We start from the raw sequence: 3,498 nt of genomic DNA on the forward strand, positions 1-3,498 counted from the left end.
GTCACCCCATCACGCAGAATATCGGATGAGGCTTTTTTTTATATCTAGTAGCGGGGTGCTGCTTTGAGAATGTTGCACGAAGCTTCACTCTCTAGTTCGGAGAGCAAAAGTTTAGTTGCAACTAAGCATTTGCTTTGTTGCATCTCGGTTTGCTTAGTTGCAACTCGCCGATCGCTTAGTTGCAACTCGCCGATCGCTTAGTTGCAACTCCGTTTTCGATTTTATATGGTGTTGATTATCAGTTTGTTATAAATAGGTTTTTGAGCCACTACTTTCTCCTATTTTATAAAGTCATTAACTTATAAATATACACCTAATGCGTAACCCCTGACACAAAAGTGTGGAAATTCAAAGGAACTCAAAGAATTACACTTTTGTGTAGTGTGTAATTGAATACAATTCGTCACCTTTGCATTAGAAGAGAATGTTGCACGAAGTACCTTTCTCCATATTTGATTCAAATGTGCTGAGACTTTGGATGAAGGATGAGATGCAAGGCGCTGAGGGTGAGGGCAAGGTGCCGTAAGGCACCAAGGCCCAACTAGGGCGCTGGGAGCGTACTCACGTACGTGACAGAGCCCGAATCCCGAAATCCACGCAGCAGATCGCCTTCGTGCAATAGTCTCTAGAAATTAATACTCAAGCAATAATATTTAGTATGGTTTGGAGGAGTACATACAAGAACTACCGTCTAAAATATTATTCAAATGAATATGGCTTACTAGGAAAGCCCAATAATTGCAGAAGGGATAAAGTAGAGTCTTTAGACTAGGAGATTGTTATTTTAGCATTAGTTAGAAAGTTATGAAACGTATTCTCATATTATTATTTCAAATTTGCTCATGTGTTTTATACTCTTACTCACAGACAGTCAGTGGAAGAGTGATTGACTCTACAACAAATGAAGCAATTCCATTCGCTACAATATCTATTCATCGAACTGATAGTACTGTTATTGATGGAGTTATAGGAAATGAACAGGGGCTTTTTAGTCTGAATGTGGATAGTAGGTGCGATGATGTGCTTTGGCTAAGGGTTAGTTCCATTGGCTATAAAACATATTACGATAAGTTAGACTCTCTTTTTGTTATTGTCAAGCTCAATCCAGACACACAGTTTCTTGATGAAGTTGTTATCCGAGCAAAACATCCAGCCGTTAAAATCAATAGCTCTGGAAGCATTGAAAGCTTAGTATCAGGAACGCCTTTGGAAAATTACACTGATATTGGGAAGCTCCTTCAGGCATTACCTGGAATTATCAATATGGGTGGAGCAATTAAAACCCTAAATGGGTCTTCTCCAATATTCTACATTAACAATCGTAAGGTGTTATCTATGTCAGAGATTTCATCCTTAGATGTAAAGACAATCAAGAAGATAGAAGTGAATAATAATCCCGGAATTGAATTCGGGAGCGAGGTCGGTGCAATTATTAGAATCACAACCATTAGACCGAATCAAGGGTTGAGTCTTAGTCTTAGTAGTGCGATAGAAAAAAGTAGAGTTTGGTCACATAGTGAAAATCTCAGTGGTAGTTACTCTATAAATAATCTTACACTCTATGGGTCTGCTAATTATGATGGGTTTCAGAAAAAGAGTATTCAGGACATACAATTCAGGATGTCAAATAACGCTTTTGAGGTAGATAATCATCTGATATCGTATCCAAGCAATACACAAATGATTAATTATTCGTTTGGTGTAGACTTTATTCCATCCTTAACCCACACTCTAAATATTGCATGGGATGGGTATAAGACCCATCTATCAGAGACAGGGATGTCAAGTAGCAAAGTGCTGGAAGGAAGCAATAACAAAATAGAATTTGATAGCAAAACCACTCTTACAGACATTAGTAATTATAATCACATTGTCGCTTTTTATAAGTTTGTAAATGATAATAAAGTGACTCTTTCCCTAACGGGAGATTATGCTGTATCAAATGCAAATAGAAACCAGATCACGAAAGAAGAGCTGGGTAACTTAGAGAATCAATTAGAAAACGACAATGGCAGTCACAACCAATTAGCCTCCTTAATGGCTGATGTAACGACACCTATCAATGAGAAAATAACACTTAAGATCGGAGGTCAATACGATTACCTCCAAAATAGGAATGTCCTCTCCAATAATACACATAGCACTATGGAAGAAAAGAGGGATTCCCAGTCAAAAGAAAGTATTTTTGCTCTTTATGCAGGAATGATGTTTCATCTCGGAAAACTCAATGGCAATATAGGACTGCGATATGAAAAAGGAAATTATCTATTCCAAGCAAAAGAAAGGAGAGAGGATTTTTCTTCAAATCAATTGTTACCATATTTCTCTGTAGCTTTCCCTATAAAGAATACATCGCATTCTCTAAGCTATAGGTATAGTACGATTCGACCTTCTCTAGGATTGCTAGGTAATTATTCATATTACCTCAATCGATATAATATCCAAGAGGGTAATCCCAGTCTCCGTCCACGATTGACCCATAGTTTTGACTACTCCTTAATATGGCGATCATTATATTTTTCGGCAAACTACCAGTACATTCAAGACCCTATTCTCCCTCTGTCTCAGGTGGTATGGAATGAAGATCATAGAACTGTTAGGAGTTCATGGTATAATCTAAAAAAGCAACATAATCTCACCCTCTTATTAAATTATAATACAGTTGTTGGCTGGTACCGACCTTCCTTGACGTTGGCATATATGTTTAATGTCAACTATTTAGAATTGGAGCCACAAAAAGAGGAGTGCTTATTTAGACCACTCCCTTTCGTTAATTTACAGAATACCTTTTCTTTCCCTTCAATAGATATAAAGTTCAATTATCAGTTTACGGGCAAAGGATATTCAAGAATTTTCCTCATTCAGCCTCAGCATATCTTAAATCTGTCATTACAAAAGACTTTCTATGAAAATCGTTTGACTATCACTTTTTATTGGAATGACATTTTGAGACAAGCTGTTGACAAATATTCAACGAGTTATCAAGGTCTTATCTTTACTCAAAATGAAGATCAAGATAGAAGCAGATTTGGAGTGAAAATTAATTATCGCTTAAAAACGACAAAAAAGCAACAAATACAGAGTACAGAGCAGCTACAACGATTGTAATTGATGACACAAGATGTGAAATGTGTTCATCAAAAGATGCGATGGACTGTGAACCAACATGCATGGCTATGGTGGTCAGGCACTATGGTAGCAGTCCTTACCCCGCCATCTTTTGAGGAAACACTTTGGCAAATTGAGCGATATCCATTTGGTTATATCTTTTATGTAAGTTATCTTTGCTGTACTAAAGGAGACTGCTAAGACGCGTGCACCGATTTTAGGTGCATTCAACGGCTTAGCGGTCTTTCTTTTTACAATCACCTCTCCAGAGAATGTTGCACGAAGGATGAGATGCAAGGCGCTGAGGATGAGACCGAAGGGAGCTTACTTGCGTATGTGACCTAGGCCGTATTCCAAAAGCAACGCCGCAGATCGCCTTCGTGCAACAGT

The 3,498-nt window shown here is 37.9% G+C and carries 1 protein-coding gene; it reads left to right on the forward strand.

Features of this window, described 5'->3' with window-relative positions:
- Positions 1 to 804: 804 nt before the first annotated feature.
- Positions 805 to 3,108 carry an outer membrane beta-barrel family protein gene (locus HMPREF3027_RS01510; RefSeq protein ID WP_070706464.1) on the forward strand — a complete coding sequence of 768 codons (2,304 nt, stop codon included), beginning with the start codon at positions 805 to 807 and terminating at the stop codon, positions 3,106 to 3,108.
- Positions 3,109 to 3,498 lie beyond the last annotated feature (390 nt).

The organism is Porphyromonas sp. HMSC077F02, assembly GCF_001815465.1.
Taxonomy (GTDB): Bacteria; Bacteroidota; Bacteroidia; order Bacteroidales; family Porphyromonadaceae; genus Porphyromonas_A; species Porphyromonas_A somerae.

Excerpts from the sequence above, each read along its gene's own strand:
- HMPREF3027_RS01510 (WP_070706464.1), top strand. The coding sequence starts at position 805 with ATGAAACGTATTCTCATATTATTATTTCAAATTTGCTCATGTGTTTTA.